Source organism: Nocardia cyriacigeorgica, from assembly GCF_029868385.1.
In the GTDB taxonomy this organism is placed as follows: domain Bacteria; phylum Actinomycetota; class Actinomycetes; order Mycobacteriales; family Mycobacteriaceae; genus Nocardia; species Nocardia cyriacigeorgica_F.
The window spans coordinates 68,852-89,591 of the sequence record NZ_JARWNX010000054.1 but is presented as its reverse complement, the minus strand read 5'-3'; the positions used below and the strand labels follow the sequence as shown (position 1 = coordinate 89,591).

Sequence of the window (20,740 nt, the reverse complement as noted above, 5' to 3'; positions counted from 1 at the left end):
TCATCGCTCGCGGTTGTCGTCGATGAACGCCGCGCCGAGTTCGGCGACGAGTCCGGGGTTCTTGAACGGCAGCCAGTGCCCGAACGGCACATCGCGGCGCACCACATCGGCGACCCAGCGGTCGGTGTCGTCGTAGCCCGCCGGTCGCACCGCGATATCGCGGGTATTGACCACCAACTGCACCGGCACCTTGGTGTAGCGCTCGCGTGGACGGGCCAGCCGCGCGATGATGTTGGCGCGGTAGAACTTCAGGCCCGAGACCATATCGCGGTTCAACGAGTCGGCCACCTGGACCCGCTCGCCCGGAATGCCCTCGACCATCCGCAGGAACAGCCGCCACGACCAGGCCCGGCCGAAGGCCCGCCACACCAGATCCGACAGCACCGGCACCATGAAGAACCCGGTGTAGGCCGAGGAGATCAGCTGGGTGAACGGGCCCCAGATGTTGCGGGGTGTCGGGCTCGACAGTCTGGTGCGTACCCACTGCGCGAGGTGATCGAGGTTCGGCCCGGAGATCGAGGTGAACGACGCGATCCGCTGTTCGGCGTCCGGTTCGCACACCGCCTCCCAGACCTGCACCGAACCCCAGTCGTGGGCGATCACATGGACGCGACGATCCGGGCTCACGGCATCGACGACGGCGAAGAAGTCGGTGGCGAGTTCCTCGAGCCGATACCGCGCCACCTGCTTCGGCGCACTGGACTCCCCATAGCCCCTCGTGTCATAGGCGATGACGCGGAACCGGCCGGCGAGCAGCGGAATCACGTCGTCCCACAGGTGGTGGGTATCCGGCCAGCCGTGCACGAGCACCACCGGCTCCGCGCCAGGGTCGCCGTATTCGAAGACGGCGATGTCGATATCACCGTTTCCGACGAGGCGCCGTTGCGGCACCCGATCGCCGGTCCTCAGTTCGCCCGTCATCAGGCCCCTTCCCTCGGGCTTCATTGCCCGTCGCCACCCGGTACATATGCAGTACCGCCAGTACTGGGTAACGAGTGTTGCTACATAGGTGAAGGATGTCAACCTCGGGTGCGCTCCGGCATCCCGTGTCCCATAGTGATCGAGCACAGTTGTCCGCCGGTCGGTCGACAAAGAGTCGGGTGACGCGCGAGAGTAGCGGGAGGCGCGCCGTCTCGGGCGCGTGGCCGAGGGAGGTGCAGCAGGTGGCCGGTCGCGTGCCGAAGGGTCGTTTCGCGCGGGGGAGCAGGATCGGCAGACTGGCCGCGGGGCAAGCGGTACGCGGGGTCGGCACCCGCCTATCGATGGTGGGGCGTACCGAGCAGGCGCGTCAGGTGCTCGCGGAGCGGTCGGCGCTGCAAACCGCACAGCAGATCGTCACCGTGCTCGGTGGGATGAAAGGCGCGGCGATGAAGCTGGGCCAGATGTTGTCGGTGCTCGATATCGATATGGTGCCGCAATCGCATCGGGAGCTGTTCCGGGTCAAACTCGCCGAACTGCGCGATCACGCGCCCGTCGTGTCCTTTGCACAGATGCGGACGGTGATCGAAGACGATCTCGGACCACTGGCGCGGGCCTTCGCCGACTTCGACGAAACGCCCATCGCCGCGGCATCCATCGGTCAGGTGTATCGCGCACGGCTGCACGACGGTCGCGCGGTCGCGGTCAAGGTGCAGTATCCGGGGGTGGACGAGGCCATCGCCGCGGATATGCGCAACCTCGAGTTCTTCAGCCGAATGTGGAAGTCCATCCTGCCGAGCGCGGCCGATGCCGCCGTGCTCGACGAGATCACCCGCAACCTCGAACGAGAACTGGACTATCCGCGCGAGTCGCACACCCAGCATCGGGTGGCCGAACGCTACCGCGATCATCCGTTCATCGTCGTCCCCGACAGCGTCGAAGAACTCTGCACCCGCCACGTCCTGGTGACCGAACTGATCGAAGGCAAGCAGTTCCAGCAGATCAGGGAACTGCCGGAGGCCGAACGCGATCGGATCGGCGAACTCATCTACCGCTTCTACGTCAGTTCACTGTTCGCCGACCACGAGTTCTGCGGCGACCCGCATCCGGGCAATATCCTGCTCGCCGACGACGGGCGCGTCGGCTTCGTCGATTTCGGGCTGTACAACCGGATGGATCCGGTGCACGTCGACTTCGAGCGCATGTGTATGCGCTTCGCCGGTGAACAGCGGGCCGAGGACCTGTACGAGGCCTGGGTCGGGCGCGGCATCATCGACCCGGACGCCGGTGTCAGCCCGCAGGAATGTCTCGAATACGTCTGGGCCGCCGCCGGATGGCATCTGCTCGATGAGCCGATCACCATCACCCCCGAACTCGCCACCGGGGCGGTGGTGCTCGCCGTCGACCCCCGTGCCTCGGAATTCCGGGGTATGCGTCATCAACTCCTGCCGCCGGAACATGTGTTCTCCCGACGCGCCGACCTGTTCACCTATGCCGCGCTCGGCCAGCTCGGATCGACCAACAACTGGCATCGCATCGCCCGTGAGTGGCTCTACGACGAACCGCCGGTCACCGAGATCGGACTCGCCACGGCGCGGTGGCGGAGCCGCTAAAGTGAGCGGGCACTCATCTTCAGCGTGAACGTCAGGGGAGCGTGATGGCCTCGAAGACAGTCGGTCAACGACGACGTCCAAGCCAGGAGCGTGCCAAAGCGACCAGGGAACACATCCTGAACACCGCGGCGCGCCTGTTCGGCGAGCGTGGCATCGCCAATACCTCGACCAACCGGATCGCGAGTGAGGCGGGGCTGAGCGTCGGCACGGTCTACCGCTACTTCTCCGACCGCACCGTCATCGTGGAGGAACTGCTCGGCCGATTGCTCGAAGACATCGAAAGACGCTTCACCCAAAGGGTGTTCGATCGATCGGAGAACTCGATCGAACGTCTGACCATCGGCATCCTCGAGGTGGTCACCGAGGAACTGGTGGCCAATGCCGATCTGGTGCGCGCGCTCGTCGCCGGAGTCCAGTTCTACAACAGTGGAATTCCCGAGTTCGAACCACGGCTGCGGCTGCTGGTCAAGGTGTTGCTGATCGAGGTGCTCGGACCCGGCGACGATCACGAATACGACATGATGACCTTCGTCGTGCTCAATACCGGATTCGCGGCCGTGCTGCGCGCATCGGCGCTCGAAGTCGGTATCGAGGAGCGTCAGGAGGCCATCGCGATGACCGCACGCATGCTGCGCGCGTGGTTCGAGGTGGAAGCCGCGGCGCGCGGGCTACCGGAGTCACGGTTCGCCGGGCGTGGCGGGGTCGGCGCCCGGCCGATTTCTCCGTCCGCTCATGCGGCAACCAAAAAGTGAGCGGTTACCCAGCTATCGACATCGTCGGCATCGCATTTGGTGGCTCGTTTCCCCTATTTGCCTGCTAGAACGCCTGTCGGCGGACCATCGGGAACGGATGCAAAGAGGAGTGGAAGGTGAGCGCGCGCTCGCATTAGTGTTCGTTGCGTAGTACAGGTGACGAGGAGGTCACACGTGATGATCGAGAACGCGATGCGCTCCGGATGCCAGACTCCTGGTCGGCCGATCTCACCGGCCGTACACGATGTCCGCCGGATTTCCCGGCGACTGGTGGACCATCTGGCGAGTTCGGTTCCGCCGTTCACCACGCTGCGGGCGGAAGTGATGGCCGGTGAGGTGGCGGCCATGGTGCGGGCCTGCGTGGAGTGGTCGCTCCAGCGCATGAGCGGTGACGACACGCCACTGCCCACCGACCGCATCGATGCCGCTGCCGCCCGGTGGGCCAAGGACGGGCTGCCCATCGACGCCGTTCTGCATGCCTTCCACGCGGGATTCAAAGCGGGTCTCGACCTGCTGTTCGCGCGTACCGAACCGACCGGAAGCGATGACATCGTCGAGGGCGCCACCGCCGCACTGGAATTGCTGAATCAGATCACCTCGACGGTCAGCAAGGCCTATGTGCGCGAACACAAGGCGGGCGCCGCCGAACACCACACCGCCGTGCACACGCTCACCTCCGCATTGCTCGGTGGGCACGCGACCTCGAAAATGGCGCGCGAATGCGGTATTCCGATCGCGGCCGAATACTTCGTGCTCGCGGTCTCGTTGCCGTCGCATCCCGACGAAAGCCATCCGCGTCTGGATCCGCACGTCGTCGCCCGCCGCAAACTGCGCCGGGTGCAGGCCGCGCTGGCCGACCGGTTCGGTGACGTGGCGCTGTCGTTGCTATCGGTCGACGGCGGCACCATCCTGGTTCCGGCCACCGTCTGTGCCGAGAACGAACTCGACGATATGGTGCGCGCGCTGTCGGAGGCCGCGCTGGTGCCGATCCGCGCCACCGTCCTCACCGCCGCCGCCGATGGCGTGGCCTCGGCCGCGGACCGCGCCCACGATCTGCTCGACACCGTGCACCAGCTCGGACGCGCACCCGGCCTGTACCGCTTCGCCGAGCTGGCGCTGCACTACCAGCTCACCCGCCCCGGCATCGGCCGCGACATCCTGCACGCCCGTCTCGCACCGCTCGATGATCACCCCGAGCTGATGGAGACGTTGCGCGTGTACTTCAGCATGGACCTCAACCGTCAGCGCACCGCTCGCATCCTGCACGTGCACCCGAACACCGTCGACTACCGCCTGCGCCGCATCGGCCAGCTCACCGGACTCGACCTGTCGCCGACCGAGGGGCTCTGGTATCTGCGCTCGGCGCTGATCGCCCGCGTCAGCGGCGAGGGTAGGGCAGACGCATCGCTCGGCGCGCGCCAGCCCGCCTGAACCGCGTCGTCTGTTCGTTCGCCGCCGCAGTATGTCGGATCGGTCCGACCGGTCTGGCCTGGATCAGCGGCTGAACAGCGGGGCGACGGCCATACCACTGTGCCCGCACGCCGACCCCTCACGGCTGCCCGATTTCACCCGGAAGGTGTGAAGCGGTCGGTGCCCGCGCCCCGCTAGCGTCGCGCCATGGGCTCAGCAGCCGGTGATCCGCGTCCGTCGCCACGTCCTGTCGGCGGCGGGTCGAGGCTCCGCGCGTCGCGGCTACGAGGGGGCGGTGACCGTCGTCTCGCCGATTCCCTCCGGCGTGATCATCCAGGCGTCGAGAAGGAGGCACTATGAACGGCATCGTGGTGGCGGTGGTGGGTGTGCTGCTGTGCTTCTACGGCATCCGCTCGGTGCACCTGGGGATTCTCGCGATCGGGTTCGGACTCGGCTGGATGATCGCCGACCTGTTCAACGCGACCTTCTGGTGGTTGCTGCTGATCGCCTTGATCGGGGCGCTCTCCTCGTGGGTGGTGACCTCGCTGATCTTCCGGTTCGCGTCGTATTTCATCGGCGGTCTCACCGGCGCGATGATCGGCACCAAACTCGCCATGGTGTTGCAGCCCGGCGACAAGAATTGGGCGTTGAGCATGATCGTCGCGCTCGCCATGTGCGTGGCGGGCGCGTTCCTGGCGCAGAAGTTCCGCGCCCGCGCCCTGCTGTGGCTGACCTCGATCGGCGGCGCGGGCATGGTGCTCAGCGGAGCCGCCCTGATGAACGACGCACTGGAATTCCTCCGCAGCCCGGAACCCGGCTGGCAGCAGATCACCTCCACCCTGGCCTGGGCCGGTTTGTCGATCCTCGGCTGGATCACCCAGCGCCACCTGTTCGCCGAGAAGCTCGGCATCGAACACCTCGCCGGGGGCGACGACAACATCGACATGAGTCAGCGCAACGGCGGTTGGCCGACCCGTTAGTCGAACCGCCGACACCGGACTATCGGCTCGCCACCCTCGCCAGGTATTACGGAATCCGGCAGAACAGAGCACACGACGCACTCGACGACGCGAGAGTGCTTGTCGGCGTTCTGCGATCCCTGATCGCGGACGCGACTCGCCTCGGCGTCGTACCGCCACTGATGGCCTGCACGCCGAAGCACGGCAGTTCGGGTAGATCGAGGCGAACCTGGCCCAGCAGTCCGCCGAAGGTCTTGTGCGAGTTCGTATATCCGGGGCGGCTGGTCGACAGCGCTCCACTGGTTCAGGGCATGAAGGTCGCGTTCACCGGCGAGACACGAATCGAGCGTTCGGAATTGATCGGCCGCGCGGTCGCCGCGGGCCTGGATGTCACCGGCGCGGTCAGCAGACGCACCAGCCTGCTCGTGACGAACGCACCGTCATCGCATTCCGCCAAGGCTCGTGCCGCGGCCGAATACGGGACATCTGTTGTCACCGAATCCCACTTCCTCGCTCTGCTGGACGATATCCGGCCCGGAGAGCCCAAGGATGGTTCGAAGCCCGCTGGGCGAGCGAAGCAGACCGGGCTCCCGGCCGGTCCGCTGTCGGGGCGACGCGTGCTGGTTCTCGGCGGGCCGCACGAGGCCGCCGCCGCTGTCAGGACGAAGATCGCAGAGCTGGGCGGATCGGCGGCCGTGAACATGTCCGCTTCTACAACCAGCCTGAGACCGCCGGAATCCGATCGACCTCCGACGGGCCGAACGAACAAGTCATCGAGATCGTCCTGGACGCGCTGCCCGCACCCTGCGTGCGGATCGTGATCGCCGCCGCGATCGGCGGATCCGACATCACCTTCGGCGAGGTCGGCCCCATCGAGGTGCAGGCCGCCGCAGGCAACGAATCCGCCGTCTTCGCCCGTGCGACGCTCGATGCCGCCACAGCGGAACGCACCCTGATCCTCGCCGAGATCTACCGACGCGGAGACTCCTGGCGGCTGCGCGCCGTGGGACAGGGCTACCCGACCGGACTGATCGAACTCGCCGGCCGGTACGAGGTCGATGTGGACGGGGGATAGGAGCTTCACGGTGGCTGTCGGCGTCGCCTCGTTCAGCTATGCCGCGGTGGGGACCGAGACCAAGCAGGGCTGGAACTACTACGACAGCTTCGCTCGCGTCTGGGAACTGCTCGTCGGGGCCGGCCTGGCCCTGCTGACCGGACTGGTGGTGCCGTCGCGGCGGATGCGGCCGACGGTCTTCGCGGCGCCCGCCGAACTACCTCCACCGACCGTCGACGGCTGCATCGCCGACTGGGATACCCGTGATGTGGTGACCTGTACTTACGGTGCGGCCGACGCCGACCGGACGATCGCCGTCGTCGGCAGTTCCCATGCCGAGCACTGGGTTCCGGCGCTCCAAGTGATCGCCGAACAAGAGCGGTTCCGTATCTCCGTCCATCTCGAGATGGGTTGCCCGCTCACCCTGCCCGATGACGTCGGCTACAAGGGCGAACAGAATCCGGACTGTCGCGATTGGTCTCGTGAGGTCATCGGCCTGCTCGGTGAGCAGCGACCGGACTGGGTGTTCACCATCGGTACCCGCCCGATCGACTCCGGTGGCAACGAGCTCCCTGGCCGCTGAATCGAAGCGCCAGCTCGGCCCGGTGCTCGGCTGGCGGTGATCGATCCCGCCTTCGGGTGACCAGGCGGCAGTCGCGGCGCGGCGGGCTGCCGGGCCGCTGGTTCGGGCCTGTGCGCCATGAGCAGCGCACCGTCCGTCGACCAGGCTGCGCGGAGTGGGCTGGCGTATGCAACCATGATTACGAGAACAATAGTTTCGTAAATGGAGGACATCATGTTCGACGTCCGGCTGCCCGAGTGCCGGTTGCGCACGCGGCGCGTGCGCCAAGTCATCGCGGTGACGGAGGGGCGGAAATGACTGTTCTGGCCGATCCGCCGGTTCTTGCCGGGCGGCTGCGCACCGCATGGCGGTCCGCGCATACCACGGTCGCCGGTGTTCCGCAGTGGGCACGGATCGCTGCCTTCGCTGTTCCGTTGACGGTGCTTCCGTCCAGTCTCTGGCGGATCGGCGTCGCCTTCTTCGATGAAGACGCCTCGGGCAAGAGCGGGGATCTGCCGTCCTGGATTCCCGGTGAGTTGTACGTGATCGCCCTGTCGGTCCTGTCGGAACTGTTGGCGTTCACCGCCGTCGGGCTGGTCGCGGCGTGGGGCGAATGGTTCCCGCGCTGGTTTCCATGGCTACATGGGAGAAGAATCCCGACTCCGGTCGCCGTGGTCCCGGCCGCGCTCGGCGCCGCGACGCTGACGATCATGTGGACCGCCGCCTTCCTCACCGAGTTTGCCGGTGTCACCCTGCGCGGCGACCCGGTTCCTGCCGACTTCCCATCCCGAGCGGGCGGCTGGGAGGCGGCGCTCTACTACCTCTGCTACGCCCCGCTCCTGCTGTGGGGTCCACTACTGGCAGCCATCACCTACGCCTACTACCGGCGTCGCCGCACCGGGTGATCCGACGCGGCATCCGATCACGCGGTGTCGCCAGCAGCGGAGGGAGGCGAAGCGGAGGGAAGCGATAGGCCGGGCGTGTTCGTCCACCGAGAGCGAGCCTCGGGTGAGTGACGTCTCCAGCAGTGCTGTCAGGAATTCGAGGGCTGTCTCGTTCAGGTAGCAGACGAACCAGACAGGAGCGAACCATGAAGCACCGAATCGTCGTACTCGGGGCGGGATACGCCGGCGCCTATTCCGCCGGATATCTGGCCCGCCAACTGCACTCCGACGATTTCGAGATCACCGTCGTGAACGCCGAGCCCGATTTCGTCGAGCGGCTGCGTCTGCATCAGCTCGCCGCCGGGCAGGATCTGCGCCATCGGCCGCTGGCCGAGGTATTCGCGGGCACCGGTATCCGGCTACGGGTGGCGCGGATCACCGGGCTCGACGTCGAGAACCGGACGGTCACCCTCGCCGACGAGCAGGGCACCGGCCGGCTCGACTACGACACGCTCTTGTACGCGCTCGGCAGCACCGCCGCCGACCATGGCGTTCCCGGTGTCGTCGAGCATGCGTTCCATGTGGCGGCGCGGCCGGCGGCGCTGCGATTGCGCGCTCGCCTGGACGAGCTGAGCGGGGACGGGAATGTACTGGTGGTCGGCGGTAATCTGACGGCGATCGAGGCCGTCACCGAACTCGCCGAATCCCGCCCGGGACTTCGGTTCAGCCTCGCCACCAGCGGTGAACTGGGCGGCTGGCTGGGCCCGAAGGCCCGCCGCCATCTGCTACGTGCCTTCGACCGATTCGATATCGCGATCCACGAGCACACCACCATCACGTGCGTCGAGCCGTCGGCCGCGGTCGCCGCCGACGGCACCGTTTTCGGCTCCGACGCGACCGTGTGGGCCGCGGGTTTCGCTGTCCACCCGATTGCCGCCGCCAGTGGCCTCGCGGTGGAACCCAACGGCCAGATCACCGTCGACCGTCAGATGCGATCGGTCTCGCACCCGGATGTCTACGCCGCCGGTGACAGCGTCTTCGTCATCGGTGACAACGGGTTGCCGTATCCGATGTCGTGCGCGTCGGCCGGACCCACGAGCAAGCAGGCGATTGCCTCGATCGTCGGGGATCGGACCGGTCGCACGATCGCACCGGCTTCGCTGTCGTATATCGGCAACCACATCAGCCTCGGCCGCAGGGACGGGATCTTCCAGCTGGTCGACGGGGACGGGCGATCGAAGCAAGGGGCCCTACGCGGCCGGAAAGCCGCGCGCGTCAAATCGGCGATCCTCGGGACCGCCGCGTGGAGCGTCCGTCATCCGACGGTGGGAAAGCCGAGTCACCGGTACCGCCTGACCGTTGTCGCGGAACATTCACCCGGCGTGGTCGCCGCATAGTGTCGTGTTCATGGACGCTGTCGCCGTCGCGTGCTTCGAGGCCAGTCGCGATCGGCTGGCCTCGCTCGCCTATCGCCTCCTCGGTTCGGCAGCCGACGCCGAGGACACGGTGCAGGATGCGTTCCTGCGGTGGCAGGCCGCCGATCGGAACTACGTCGACGTCCCCGAAGCCTGGCTCACCAAGATCGTCACCAACCTGGCGCTCGACCGGCTCCGTTCCGCGACGGTCCGGCGCGAACGCGCGATAGGCGCGTGGATGCCCGAACCGTTGCTCGACGGTGACCCCATGCTCGGCCCGGCCGACACCGTCGAACAACGCGAATCGGTGACGCTGGCGGTGCTGACCCTCATGGAGCGGCTCTCGCCGGCCGAGCGGGCCGTATACGTGCTGCGCGAGGCGTTCTCCTACAGCCACGCCGATATCGCCGAGATCCTCGACATCACCGAATCCGCGAGTCAGCAGCATGCGCACCGGGCCCGGCGGCGTATCACCGGCGTGGTCCACTCCCGTGATGTCGACATCGACATCGCCTCCGCGCGCCGGATCGTCGAGGCATTCGTCCATGCCGCTTCCTCGGGCCGGACCGAACGGTTGGTGGCGTTGCTGACCGACGACGCGACCGGCGTCTCCGACGGTGCCGGCGGCTCGGCCAGAACGCTGATCCGGTTCCCGACCCCGCAGCGGCTCGCCGCCGCGGTGTGCGCGGGCCTGCGCCCGTCCGCTTCCAAGCGCAGACTCGCCGGCGGCTCACCCTCGATCCACGCTGCCGTGGTCAACGGGTGTCCGGCCATGGTGTTCACCCTCGACGGCCGGGTCGTCGGCATCGCGATCCTCGAAGTCCACGGCCACAAGATCGCCGGCGTACGCAGCATCGCGGCCCCGCACCGACTCGCTCGTCTCACCGCGGAGTGGCAGCGGCGCGAGCATGCGGCCCCACTGGTCCAGTCGTGGTAACGACTGTCCGACAATCGGTCTCACGTCGGCGGGCCGGCACACACATCACCCGGTCGTCGGCGCGCACGCGGTGATTCGTGCGCATCCCACCTTCGCCGCCGCGATGGGGCTCGCTGCGAAGTGGCGTGGCAGTCGGATGCGCAGGTTGTTGTCAGCATTGGGAATGGTGCGGGGAATGTGGCCCGCGCCATGGATAAGGTCGGGAGAACGCCTTGTGGTGGGCGATCGGAGAGATCGTCGGTCACCACCGCAGGTCCGCATACTCTCGCCAAGAGGTCAGGAGCGCCCCACCGGACGACAGAGCGCAGGTTTCCGCAGGTCGGAATCGGTGAGCAGCAATCACCTTCCGCGTGTACGAGTGCATACGAATCGCACAGCACGGGAATGTGCCACCGATGACACGGGTCTGTGCGCGAGGGGGGACTTGAACCCCCACGTCCGTGGACACCAGAACCTAAATCTGGCGCGTCTGCCAATTTCGCCACTCGCGCTGATGGTACGACCGTGCAAACTCTACCGGTCTGCGAGCCGATCGCGAAGCTCTGTAGGGGTGTGGCGTACTCGCGAGTAACCCGACCAGCGATTATAACGATTAGATAACGGACAATATGAGGGGGACTCATGTTTCGTCCAGGCAAACAGCGGGAGGACCTGCGGGTTCAAACATGAGGACGAGTCATGTTTCTCGCCCTTCTGGTACGTCCGTGCAGAAATACCGAACGGTAGCGGAAGGGTCGCGAGACAAACGTGAGGATTCCCTCATGATTTTGTGCCATCCTCGCCATATCAGGGCCAGTTGGGTGAGGAGTGCCCGCACGACGGATGTGCGGCAATCCCCGGACGGCATGTCGCCACGAGAAGGAAGACGAAGCGTCTTGACGATCAACGAGAGCACCACGGCCGGGACCGGATTTCGCGCACATGCGGGTAGGGGCGCATCCGACGGAACGCGATCGCCCTTGCTGGATCGTCTGCTGAACGGAGCGCCCTATGCGCTGGCGTTCGGCGGTCAGGGTGCGCAGTGGCTGGGCGAACTCGAGGAGATCGGCCGCGACGCGGCATTGGAGCCCGAGCTCACCGCGCTGGTGAACGAGGCCGCCGCCCTGCTCGAACCCGTTGCCGCGCAGTTGCTGGTGGTGCGGCCGGTGGGATTCGATCCGATCGGCTGGATGCTGGAGGACGAACTGGTCGACACCGACCAGGGCGAGACCTCGGCGGCCCCTTCGGATCAGGTGCTGCGCTCGGCGACGGTGTCGATGCCGGGTGTGATGCTGACCCAGCTCGCCGCACTGCGCGCGCTGCGCCTGCAAGGCCTCGACCCCGCCGAGCACGCGCCCGCCGCGATCATCGGACATTCGCAGGGCCGACTGGCCGCCACGGCGGTGGAAGCGGGCGGCGCCCGTGACGCCGAACTGCTCGCCATCGCCCAATTGATCGGCGCCGCAGCGGGTCTGGTCGCACGGCGGCGTGGTCTGATGCCGGTGGGCGATCGCTCGCCGATGGTGGCGGTCTCCAATGTCGACCCCGATGAGCTGCGCGCTGTGGTCGCCGAACTGTCCGAGGGCGTCGATCCGGCGGTCGCGGCGGTGGTGTCGATTCGTAACGGTCGTCGGCGCGCGGTGCTGTCGGGTACTCCGTCGCAGCTGGAGCGAGTGCGGTTGCGGTGCGAGCAGATCCACGCCGAGCAGACCAGGGAACGTGAGGCCAAGACTCGCGGCGGTGCGGTGTTCGCGCCGGTCTTCGAGGATATCGACGTCGATGTCGCCTTCCACCACCCGGCATTGGCCGACACCGTCGACCTGGTGACGGGCTGGGCGGGCCAGTGCGGTCTCGACGCCGACCTCGCGGGCTCGCTGGCGCAGGAAATCCTGGTCGATCCGATCGACTGGGTGGCGACCGTTGACAGTGTGGTTTCCGACGGCGCCGAATGGATTCTCGACCTCGGCCCCGGCGATCTGCTGTCCCGCGTGACGGGCGGTTCGCTGAAGGGCACCGGCGTCGGTATCGTCGCCGCGGCCACCCGCGCGGGCCAGCGCAGCCTGCTGACCCCCGGCGCGGCCCCCGAGGTGGCGCAGCCGTGGTCGGCATTCGCGCCGCGCCCGGTGCGGCTGCCCAACGGCCGGATCGTGGTCGAGACCGCGTTCACCCGGCTGACCGGTCGTTCGCCGATCCTGCTCGCGGGCATGACCCCGACGACGGTGGACGCCAAGATCGTCGCCGCCGCGGCCAATGCGGGCCACTGGGCCGAGCTGGCCGGTGGCGGCCAGGTCACCGAGCAGATCTTCGCCGATCGGGTGGCGGAGCTGAAGACCCTGCTGCACCCGGGCCGTTCGGTGCAGTTCAACTCGCTGTTCCTCGACCCCTACCTGTGGAAGCTTCAGCTCGGCGGTAAGCGGTTGGTGCAGAAGGCTCGTGCGGCGGGCGCTCCGTTCGACGGTGTCGTCGTCACCGCCGGAATCCCGGAGCTCGAGGAAGCCGTCGCGCTGGTCGAGGAGCTGACCGAGGCCGGGATCACCCATGTGGCGTTCAAGCCGGGCACCGTGGCACAGATCCGCGCGGTGCTGCGGATCGCCGACGCGGTGCCCGGCTACCCGGTGATCATGCACATCGAGGGCGGCCGGGCCGGTGGGCACCACTCCTGGGAAGATCTGGACGATCTGCTGCTCGAGACCTACGCCGAGCTGCGCGCCCGCGAGAACGTGGTGGTCTGTGTCGGTGGCGGTATCGGTACCCCGGAACGCGCGACCGAATACCTGACCGGCGCCTGGTCGGCCGAGCACGGCTACCCGGAGATGCCGCTGGACGGTGTGCTGGTCGGCACCGCCGCCATGGCGACCCTCGAGGCCACCACCGCCCCCGAGGTCAAGCAGATGCTGGTGGACACCCCTGGCACCCCGGACTGGGTCGGCGCCGGCACCGCCACCGGCGGGATGGCTTCTGGCCGCAGCCAGCTCGGTGCCGATATCCACGAGATCGACAACGCCGCTTCACGCACCGGACGTCTGCTCGACGAGGTCGCCGGTGACGGCGACGCCGTCACCGAACGCCGCGCGGAGATCATCGCCGCCCTCGACGCCACCGCCAAGCCATACTTCGGCGATCTGGCCACCATGACCTACATCGAATGGCTGGAGCGCTACGTCGAACTGGCCGTCGGCCTGGACCGCCGCAAGGATTTCGACTGCGGCAGCGATCTCGGTGAAGCCATCCTCGACGCCACCCGCTCGGTATGGCTCGACATCACCTGGCGCGACCGCTTCGCGGAGATGCTGCGCCGCACCGAATCCCGGCTCAACCCCGCCGACCGCGGCGAGATCGCGACGCTGTTCACCGACGACGATCTGGAGCACCCGGTCGCCGCGCTGTGCACACTGCGTAAGCAGTATCCGACGGCCGCCGACACCCTGCTGCACCCGGCCGATGTGCCGTTCTTCGTCGCGCTGTGCAAGACACCAGGCAAGCCGGTGAACTTCGTTCCGGTCGTCGACGCCGATGTGCGCCGCTGGTGGCGTTCGGATTCGCTGTGGCAGGCCCACGATCCGCGCTATTCGGCCGATCAGGTGTGCATCATCCCCGGCACGGTGGCCGTCGCCGGTATCACCAGGGTCGATGAGCCGGTCGGCGAGCTGCTCGATCGCTTCGAACAGGACACCGCTTACTCGCTGGTCCGCGCTGGCGTCGTCCCGGCGGCGATCGACGCGCGCCGCACCGCGTCGGTGACCTCGGGCACGATCGACGTGGTCCTGGCCGCACCCGACATCGAATGGTCCGGGCGCACCACCATCAACCCGATCCACCGCCTCGGCGATCTGGCCGATTGGACCGTCGACGGACAGGGCGCTGTTCATCCGCCCACCGGCGCGACGCTGGTCGAAACCACCGGTCCGGTGGCCGAGAACAGCTACGTCGAACTCACCGTTCCGCTGTACGCGGGCAATGTGGTTCGCATCAGGATCAGCGTCCCGGTGTCGGTGTACAACGGCGGTGCGCCGGTCGTCACCGCGGACGACGCCGATACCGCCATGTCCGCGCTGCTCGCGGTGGCCGCCGGACAGTCGCTGCCCGAGGTGAAGGGCCGCGTCGCGCACGTCAACCTGGCCTGGACCCCCGATCTCATCGCCGACCACGCCGGTGTCACCGGCTCCGGTCTGCCGCGCACGCTCAGCACGCTCGGGCGCACCGTCCCCGACGTCCTGGTCGGCGCCTGCTGGCCCGCGGTGTTCGCGGTGCTCGGCGCCACCCGCACCGAGGCCGCCGAATCGGTCATCGAGGGCATGCTCGACCTGGTGCATCTCGATCACCGGATCGAGCTGGTACGCGAATTGCCCGCCTCCACCAGCATTCTCGTGGTGCGCGCCGAATCGACGTCGGTGCTCGATACCGATATGGGCCGCGTCGTCGAGGTCGAGGTCGAGGTCGGCGAGATGCGCGATCAGGGCCTCGATGTGGTCCCGCTGGCCCGGCTGAGTGAGCGTTTCGCGATCCGTGGTCGCAACGGCTCCGGTGAACTGGCCGATCCGCCGCGCGCGGGTGGTTCGCTGTCCGAGCGCGTCACCGATACTCCGCGACGTCGTCGTCGTGATGTCACCATCGTCGCCCCGCGCACCATGGCCGCCTTCGCCGCGGTCTCCGGTGATCACAACCCGATCCACACCAGCGATGCCGCCGCCAAGCTGGCCGGTCTCGGCAGCCCGATCGTGCACGGTATGTGGCTGTCGGCCGCGGCCCAGCACGCGGTGTCGGCGGTCGATCCGCAGAGTTCGGTGCCCGCCCGCACGGTGACCGCGTGGACCACCAGGTTCCTCGGCATGGTGCGTCCCGGCGCCGAGATCGATGTGCGCGTCGAGCGCGTCGCGGTCGATCAGGGCAGTGAGATCGTCGAGGTGTCCTGCCGTACCGGTGGCGATCTGGTGATGACCGCGACCGGCCGGACCGCGGCGCCCAAGACCGTCTACGCCTTCCCCGGTCAGGGCATCCAGCGCAAGGGCATGGGTCTGGACGCGCGTTCGCGGTCCAAAGCGGCCAAGCAGATCTGGGACCGCGCCGATAAGCACACCCGTGCCGCGCTCGGCTTCTCCATCCTCGCCGTCGTGCGCGACAACCCCACCTACCTCAAGGCACGCGGTGTCGAGCATCGGCACCCGGACGGCGTACTGCACCTGACCCAGTTCACCCAGGTCGCGATGGCCACCCTCGGTGTGGCACAGGTGGCCGAACTGCGTGAGGCGGGCGCCTTCGTGGAAGGTGCGCTGCTGGCCGGACATTCGGTCGGTGAGTACAACGCGCTCGCCGCGGTGGCCGGGGTGCTGCCGCTGGAGGCGGTGCTCGAGGTGGTGTTCCAGCGTGGTTCGGCCATGCACGAGCTGGTGCCGCGTGATGCCAAGGGCCGCAGCGACTACCGGATGGCCGCGATCCGGCCCTCGCAGTTCGGGATGCCCGACGACGAGGTGGTCGGCTTCGTATCCGGCCTGTCCGAGCAGATCGGCGAATTCCTCGAGGTGGTCAACCTCAACCTGCGCGGTTCGCAGTACGCGATCGCTGGTACGGTGGCGGGTCTCGAGTATCTGGAATCCGAGATCGACCGCCGCCGCACCGAATTCGGCGGTAAGCGCGCCTTCATCCTGGTGCCCGGCATCGATGTGCCCTTCCATTCGACGGTGCTGCGCGAGGGTGTGCCGGAGTTCCGGCACAAGCTCGAACAGCTGCTGCCGCAGGATCTGAACCCGGACGTTCTGCTCGGGCGCTACATTCCGAACCTGGTGCCACGGCCGTTCTCGCTGGAGCGCGAGTTCATCACCGAGATCGCCGAGCTGGTGCCCTCCGAGCCACTGGCCGCGGTACTGGCCGACTTCGACTCCTGGGCGCAGCGGCCCGCCGAACTGTGCCGCGTGGTGCTGATCGAGCTGCTGGCCTGGCAGTTCGCCAGTCCGGTGCGCTGGATCGAGACCCAGGACCTGCTGTTCACCGATACCGCGCATGGCGGTCTCGGGGTGGAGCGGTTCGTCGAGATCGGTCTCGGCGCGACGCCGACGGTGGCGAACCTGGCGAGCCAGACCCTGAAGCTGCCGAGTTTCGGCACCACCACGGTCGAGGTGCTCAATATCGAGCGCGAATCGGGTGTCGTGTACTCCACCGACACCGATCCGGCACCGGTCGACGAGCCCGATGAGGCGCCCGCCGACACCGCGGCTGCCGCACCGGCTGCCACCGCGGCCCCGGCGCCCGTCGCCGCGCCTGCCGCCTCGGGCGGTCCGCGCCCCGACGACATCGTGTTCACCGCCGCCGATGCCACCCGCGTGCTCATCGCACTGTGGACCAAGCTGCGCATCGACCAGATCGGTCCGGTCGACACCATCGAAGGCCTGTGCGACGGCGTCTCCTCCCGCCGCAACCAGCTGCTGGTCGACCTCGGTGCCGAGCTTTCGCTCGGCGCCATCGACGGTGCGGCGGATGCGGATATGGGCGCCCTGTCGGCGACCGTCGAGCGGCTGGCCCGTACCTACAAGCCGTTCGGCTCGGTGCTGTCGGATGCCATCGGCGATCACCTGCGCAAGGTGTTCGGTCCGTCCGGTAAGCGGCCGGCGGCGATCGCCGATCGGGTCAAGAAGGTGTGGGAACTCGGTGACGGCTGGGCCAGCCATGTCACCGCCGAGGTCTCGCTCGGTACCCGCGAGGGGGCCAGCGTGCGCGGCGGTGACCTCGGCGGACTCGTCTCCGGCGCCCTCGGTGACGCCGCGGCGGTCGATGCCGCCATCGACGCCGCCGTCCAGGCGGTCGCGGCGCGACGCGGTATCTCGGTTTCGCTGCCCACCGCCGGTGGTGGCGGGGGCGCGACGGTGGACGCCGCCGCGCTCGGCGAGTTCACCGAGCAGATCACCGGCCGCGACGGTGTGCTCGCCTCGGCCGCGCGCCTGGTACTCGAGCAGCTCGGCCTCAGCGAGCAGGTCTCCGCGCCGGAGGCCACCGACGACGGTCTGGTCGATCTGGTGTCGGCCGAATTGGGTTCGGACTGGCCGCGACTGGTCGCCCCCGCCTTCGATGCCCGCAAGGCGGTGCTGATCGACGATCGCTGGGCCACCGCGCGTGAAGATCTGGCCCGGTTGTGGCTGGGCGATGACGCCGAGACCGCGCAGCAGTCCGTGGCGGGCTTCACCGGCGCGGGCGAAGCCGTTGCCGCCCAGGCCGGTTGGTGGCGCCAGCGTGCCATGCACGAGGCCCGTTCGGTACTGGCCGGCCATTACGGCCGGATCGCCGAGGCCGCGCTGAGCACCGAGGAACCCGGTGTGTGGTCCGCCGATGTCGCCGTGGTCACCGGTGCGAGCAAGGGCTCCATCGCCGCCGCCGTCACCGGTCGGCTGCTGGGTGGCGGTGCCACCGTCGTGGTCACCACCTCGTCCCTCGATGACAAGCGCCTGGCCTTCTACCGTGGGCTCTACCGCGATAACGCCCGCAACGGCGCCGCGCTCTGGGTGGTCCCGGCGAATATGGCCTCCTACACCGATCTCGACGCGCTGATCGAATGGGTCGGCACCGAACAGGTCGACAATGCCGGTGGCGCCAAGATCAAGACCAAGGACGCGCTGACCCCGACCCTGCTGTTCCCGTTCGCGGCGCCGCGGGTGGCGGGCGATCTGTCCGATGCGGGTGCCCGCGCCGAGATGGAGATGCGGGTACTGCTCTGGTCGGTCGAACGGCTGATCGGCGGACTGTCGAAGCTCGGCGCCGACCATGACGTCGACGCCACTCTGCATGTGGTGCTGCCCGGTTCGCCCAACCGCGGCCTGTTCGGCGGCGACGGCGCCTATGGCGAGGCGAAGGCCGCGCTGGACGCCGTGGTCGCCAAGTGGCGGGCCGAGAAATCGTGGTCGAGCCGGGTCACCCTGGTGCACGCGCTGATCGGCTGGGTGCGCGGCACCGGCCTGATGGGTCATAACGATCCGATGGTCGAGGCCGTCGAACAGGCGGGCGTGCAGACCTGGTCCACCGACGAGATGGCCGATGAGCTGCTGAAGTGGGCCACCGGACGGGCCCGCGCGGTCACGGCCGACGGCCCGCAGCAGATCGACCTGACCGGCGGCCTCGCCGGCGCCAAGCTCGATCTGCCCGCGCTGGCCAAACAAGCGCAAGAGGCCGAGGAAGCCGCCGCTGCGGCCGATGCGAACGCCGATGAGGCACAGCTGATTCCGGCGCTGCCCGCACCGCCGACACTGACCTCCGCGCTTCCGGTGCCCGAATGGGGCCCGGTCACCGCCGATCTCACCGATATGGTCGTGATCGTCGGCGCCGGTGAACTCGGACCGTACGGCTCCTCGCGCACCCGCTTCGAGATGGAGGTCTCCGACGAACTGTCGGCGGCCGGTGTGCTGGAGCTCGCCTGGACCACCGGCATGGTGGCCTGGGAGAACGACCCCAAGCCCGGTTGGTACGACACCGAATCCGGTGATTACGTCCCCGAATCGGAGCTGGCCGAGCGGTATCACGACGCCGTGGTCGCGCGCTGCGGTATCCGCCGCTACGAAGACGACGGCGCCATGGTCGAGAATGCCGGTCCGCTGATGACCTCGGTGTTCCTCGATCAGGACCTGTCGTTCACCGTCGGCAGCGAAGCCGAGGCCCGCGCTTTCCACGCCGCCGACCCCGATCACACGGTGATCACCCCGGTCGCCGAATCCGGCGACTGGACCGTGACCCGCCAGGCGGGCACCGAGATCCGGGTGCCGCGCAAGGCGAAGCTCTCGCGCACCGTCGGCGGCCAGATCCCCACCGGCTGGGATCCCACCGTCTGGGGCATCTCCGCCGATATGGCGTCCTCGGTGGATCGGGTGGCGCTGTGGAACATCGCCTGCACGGTCGACGCCTTCGTCGGCTCCGGGTTCAGCCCGGCCGAGCTGATGAGCTGGGTGCATCCGAGCCTGGTGGCCAACACCCAGGGCACCGGTATGGGCGGTATGTCCTCGATGCGTTCGCTCTACGTCGACAACCTGCTCGGTGAGCCGCGCCCGAACGACATCCTGCAAGAGGCGCTGCCGAACGTGGCGCTGGCGCATGTGGTGCAGTCCTACGTCGGCAGCTACGGCGCCATGGTGCATCCGGTGGCGGCGTGCGCGACGGCGGCGGTGTCGGTGGAGGAAGGCGTCGACAAGATCCGGCTCGGCAAGGCCGAGGTCGTGGTGGCGGGTGGATTCGATGATCTCGGTATCGAGGGCATCGTCGGCTTCGGTGACATGTCGGCCACCGCCGATTCGGCGGCCATGAGCGCCAAGGGCATCAGCGACCGGTACTTCTCCCGCGCCAACGATCGCCGCCGCGGCGGATTCGTCGAATCGCAGGGTGGTGGCACGGTGCTGCTTGCTCGCGGTGATGTCGCGCTGGAACTGGGTCTGCCGGTGCTCGGTGTGGTGGCCTACGCGCAGTCGTTCGCCGACGGTGTGCACACCTCCATCCCGGCGCCGGGGCTCGGTGCGCTCGGCGCGGGCCGTGGCGGGCGGGAATCCCGGTTCGCCGCGGAACTGCGCAAGCTCGGTGTGAGCGCCGACGATATCGCGGTGATCTCCAAGCACGACACCTCCACCGCGGCCAATGATCCGAACGAGTCCGAACTGCACGAACGGCTCGCCACCGCGATCGGCCGCTCGGAGGGCGCCCCGTTGTTCGTCGTCTCGCAGAAGAGCCTGACCGGGCACGCCAAGGGCGGTGCGGCCGCGTTCCAGCTGATCGGCCTGTGCCAGGTGCTGGAAAACGGTGTGGTGCCGCCGAACCGGAGCCTGGACTGCGTCGACGAGAAGATGCGCGACTACCCGCATCTGGTGTGGGCGCGTGAGGCGTTGCGCTTCGGCGACCGGTTCCCGCTCAAGGCGGGTCTGGTGACCTCGCTCGGCTTCGGTCACGTGTCGGGTCTGCTCGCGGTGGTGCATCCCGAGGCGTTCGTCCAGGCGATCGACCCGGATAAGCGTGAGGACTACCAGCGCCGGGCCGAGCAGCGTCAGCTGGCCGGACGTCAGCGGATCGTCGAGGCCATGTGCGGTGGCGCCCCGCTGTACGAGCGGCCCGCCGACCGTCGCCTCGGCGGCGACGGCACACCCGCGGCGCAGGTGCGCGGACTCGAGGCCGGTGTGCTGCTCTCGGAGGCGGCGAGGTTGGGCGCGGACGGTCTGTACCGGATCGGTGGACGCGGTTGCGAGACCGGACAACTGGTTACCGACGGTTCCGATGCCGCCGGGCAGGCCACACCGTAGG

12 protein-coding genes and 1 tRNA gene are annotated in these 20,740 nt (G+C 68.1%); 11 read left to right on the top strand and 2 right to left on the bottom strand.

Going from position 1 to position 20,740, the window contains the following annotated elements:
• Nucleotides 1-921, bottom strand: a complete 921-nt coding sequence (locus QH168_RS17160) for an alpha/beta fold hydrolase (protein WP_280235659.1) — start codon at nucleotides 919-921, stop codon at nucleotides 1-3.
• Nucleotides 922-1,163: 242 nt separating this feature from the next.
• Here QH168_RS17160 and QH168_RS17155 point away from each other — a divergent pair, with 242 nt between their 5' ends.
• The 10 genes from QH168_RS17155 to QH168_RS17110 all read left to right on the top strand — a co-directional run bounded on the left by QH168_RS17155 (nucleotide 1,164) and on the right by QH168_RS17110 (nucleotide 10,504).
• On the top strand, nucleotides 1,164-2,531 hold the full coding sequence (locus tag QH168_RS17155) for an ABC1 kinase family protein (RefSeq protein WP_280235658.1): 1,368 nt from the start codon (nucleotides 1,164-1,166) through the stop codon (nucleotides 2,529-2,531).
• A 44-nt stretch (nucleotides 2,532-2,575) separates the two neighbouring features.
• Entirely contained in the window at nucleotides 2,576-3,283 is a 708-nt protein-coding gene (locus tag QH168_RS17150; protein WP_280235657.1) for a TetR/AcrR family transcriptional regulator, read from the top strand.
• A gap of 177 nt (nucleotides 3,284-3,460) precedes the next feature.
• Nucleotides 3,461-4,714, top strand: a complete 1,254-nt coding sequence (locus QH168_RS17145; RefSeq protein ID WP_280235656.1) for a PucR family transcriptional regulator — start codon at nucleotides 3,461-3,463, stop codon at nucleotides 4,712-4,714.
• Between the two features lie 335 nt (nucleotides 4,715-5,049).
• Nucleotides 5,050-5,673: a DUF4203 domain-containing protein gene (locus QH168_RS17140; protein WP_280235655.1), complete on the top strand. Its 624-nt coding sequence runs from the start codon at nucleotides 5,050-5,052 to the stop codon at nucleotides 5,671-5,673.
• A 161-nt stretch (nucleotides 5,674-5,834) separates the two neighbouring features.
• The gene (locus QH168_RS27730; RefSeq protein WP_432421121.1) at nucleotides 5,835-6,473 is read left to right on the top strand and encodes a BRCT domain-containing protein; all 639 of its coding nucleotides are present in this window, start codon (nucleotides 5,835-5,837) and stop codon (nucleotides 6,471-6,473) included.
• Nucleotides 6,389-6,727, top strand: coding sequence for a TerD family protein (locus QH168_RS27725; RefSeq protein ID WP_432421120.1), 339 nt, complete (start codon nucleotides 6,389-6,391; stop codon nucleotides 6,725-6,727). The genes QH168_RS27730 and QH168_RS27725 overlap by 85 nt, the downstream gene beginning before the upstream one ends.
• 10 nt (nucleotides 6,728-6,737) lie before the next feature.
• Complete coding sequence (locus QH168_RS17125; protein WP_280235654.1) at nucleotides 6,738-7,289, top strand: SGNH hydrolase domain-containing protein; 552 nt, start codon at nucleotides 6,738-6,740, stop codon at nucleotides 7,287-7,289.
• A 293-nt stretch (nucleotides 7,290-7,582) separates the two neighbouring features.
• Nucleotides 7,583-8,173 carry a hypothetical protein gene (locus tag QH168_RS17120; RefSeq protein WP_280235653.1) on the top strand — a complete coding sequence of 197 codons (591 nt, stop codon included), beginning with the start codon at nucleotides 7,583-7,585 and terminating at the stop codon, nucleotides 8,171-8,173.
• A gap of 185 nt (nucleotides 8,174-8,358) precedes the next feature.
• Nucleotides 8,359-9,549: an NAD(P)/FAD-dependent oxidoreductase gene (locus QH168_RS17115; RefSeq protein WP_280235652.1), complete on the top strand. Its 1,191-nt coding sequence runs from the start codon at nucleotides 8,359-8,361 to the stop codon at nucleotides 9,547-9,549.
• 10 nt (nucleotides 9,550-9,559) lie between these two features.
• Nucleotides 9,560-10,504: a sigma-70 family RNA polymerase sigma factor gene (locus tag QH168_RS17110; RefSeq protein ID WP_280235651.1), complete on the top strand. Its 945-nt coding sequence runs from the start codon at nucleotides 9,560-9,562 to the stop codon at nucleotides 10,502-10,504.
• A gap of 409 nt (nucleotides 10,505-10,913) precedes the next feature.
• Here the strand turns inward: QH168_RS17110 and QH168_RS17105 are convergent.
• A tRNA-Leu gene (locus QH168_RS17105) sits at nucleotides 10,914-10,995 on the bottom strand.
• A 384-nt stretch (nucleotides 10,996-11,379) separates the two neighbouring features.
• Here QH168_RS17105 and QH168_RS17100 point away from each other — a divergent pair.
• Nucleotides 11,380-20,739, top strand: a complete 9,360-nt coding sequence (locus QH168_RS17100) for a fatty acid synthase subunit beta domain-containing protein (protein ID WP_432421118.1) — start codon at nucleotides 11,380-11,382, stop codon at nucleotides 20,737-20,739.
• The last annotated feature ends 1 nt before the right edge of the window (nucleotide 20,740 follow it).